This is a genomic window from Microbacterium sp. MPR-TSA4 (assembly GCF_058792815.1).
In genome coordinates this window covers 1-1,885 of record NZ_JBXAFF010000091.1, presented here as the reverse complement: position 1 = coordinate 1,885, position 1,885 = coordinate 1, and the positions used below count along the sequence as shown (strand labels likewise).

The 1,885-nt window shown below is 70.4% G+C and carries 3 protein-coding genes; 1 reads left to right on the top strand and 2 read right to left on the bottom strand.

Going from position 1 to position 1,885, the window contains the following annotated elements; all coding sequences use genetic code 11:
* Positions 1 to 41 precede the first annotated feature (41 nt).
* Positions 42 to 410: an FKBP-type peptidyl-prolyl cis-trans isomerase gene (locus AC1Q49_RS16180; protein ID WP_060959451.1), complete on the bottom strand. Its 369-nt coding sequence runs from the start codon at positions 408 to 410 to the stop codon at positions 42 to 44.
* Between the two features lie 209 nt (positions 411 to 619).
* Between AC1Q49_RS16180 and AC1Q49_RS16175 the strand changes: the two genes are divergently transcribed.
* A complete protein-coding gene (locus tag AC1Q49_RS16175) occupies positions 620 to 1,486 on the top strand; it encodes a fumarylacetoacetate hydrolase family protein (RefSeq protein WP_492493422.1) in 867 nt (288 codons plus the stop codon).
* A gap of 74 nt (positions 1,487 to 1,560) precedes the next feature.
* Here AC1Q49_RS16175 and AC1Q49_RS16170 read toward each other — a convergent pair.
* A partial coding sequence (locus AC1Q49_RS16170; protein WP_492493420.1) for a DUF4190 domain-containing protein occupies positions 1,561 to 1,885 on the bottom strand: 325 nt, incomplete at its 5' end.

Below are 1,885 nucleotides of genomic sequence, written 5' to 3'. Positions count from 1 at the left end.
GGCGGATGCCGCGGCATCCGCCCCCGAGGAACGTCCAGTGGTCAGCCGACCTTCAGCAGGTCGATGATGAAGATGAGCGTCTTGCCGCCGAGGAAGTGACCGCCGGCCGGTCCGTACGCCAGGTGCGGGGGGATCACGAGCTCGCGGCGACCGCCCACCTTCATGCCCGGGATGCCGTCCTGCCATCCCTGGATCAGGCCGCGCAGCGGGAACTGGATCGACTCGCCGCGGCCCCAGGAGGAGTCGAACTCCTCACCGGACTCGTACTCGACGCCGGCGTAGTGGACGGTGACGTTGTCGCCGGGCTTCGCCTCGTCGCCGTCACCGACGATGAGGTCGCGGATGACGAGGTCCGCGGGAGCAGGCCCCGTCGGGGCGTCGAACTCGGGCTTGGTGCGCTCTTCGGTCATGCCTCCATCCAAGCATGCGCGGATGCTGCGGGCACCCTCTTGACACCCCCGAGAGCACCGACGGACAATGACTGCAGGCCAACTCAGCGCCCGGGAGACACGCAGGCATCGCCGCGGCACCGGGCGCTGAGTCTTTCCCACTGCGACCTGCGTCGCGACCGTAATCACCAAAACCTGCGCCGTCGCGCCGTCCCCACTACCCTGGAGGGATGCGTTTCGCCCACGTCGTGCTGCCCGAGACGGACGATCCGCAGCTGGTCGCCGTCGTCGCCCCCGGACGTGTCGCCCCGGTGGGCGCCCTGTTCGCGGGCGCGCCGCGCACGCTGCAATCCCTCATCGAGGGCGGCGACGACCTGCTCGCACGGGTGCGGGAGGCGTCCGAGGATGCCGAGGGCATCCCCCTCGCGGGGCTCGTGTTCGGGCCGGCCGTCGCCGCGCCGCCCATCGTCCTCGCGGTCGGCCTCAACTACGCGGCGCACTCCAGCGAGCTCGGCCTGAAAGCCGACACCGCACCGACCGTGTTCACGCTGTGGCCGAACTCCCTGGCCGGCAACGAGGGCACGACGAGCTGGCCGCGCACGCTCAGCGAGTCGGTCGACTACGAGTCGGAGCTCGGTGTCGTGATCGGCGCGCCCGCGAAGGACGTCCCGGCGGAGGACGCGCTCGATCACGTGTGGGGATACACCGTCGTCAACGACATCACGGCGCGCGACATCCAGTTCTCCGAGGCGCAGTGGTCGCGGTGCAAGTCGTTCGACGGGTTCACCCCCAACGGCCCGTTCGTCGTCACGGCCGATGAGATCCCCGACCCGCAGGATCTGCACATCTGGGCCGTCGTCGACGGCCAGACGGTGCAGGACGCCTCGACGGGGCAGATGATCCGCTCGGTCGCCACGCTGATCGCACACCTCTCCCAGTCGGCGACGCTGCTGCCGGGAACCCTCATCTCCACGGGGAGCCCCGGCGGTGCGGGCTACTCGCGCGACCCGCAGATCTTCCTCCGGGACCGCTCCACCGTGACCGTCGGCATCGACGGGATCGGCGAGCTCACGACACACTGCCGCATCCTGGACTGAGGCCGCGACCGCTCGACGCCGAACGGCCCGCCCCGCGCCGAAGCGCAGGAGCGGGCCGTCGCACGTTCGCGGGATCAGCCGCCGTTGCAGGTGACGGTCTGCCCGTTCACCTCGTACACCCCGCTGGGGTTGTTGGCGCAGAACTGGATGAGATCGCCCGCCGCGTTGGCGAACACGGCCACGAGGATGATGCCGACGATGACGCCGACCACGGCCAACACGGCACCGACGATGATCGCCGCGACCGCCCAGCCGTTCTTGACCCCCGCCTTGCGGCTCTGCACGAGAGCCACGATGCCCAGGATGAGGCCGATGATGTTGAAGAAGATCGCCACCACGAACGCGACGATGCCGAGGGTGCGGCCGGGGACCGGCGCCCCGGGGGCGGGCGGTCCGGCG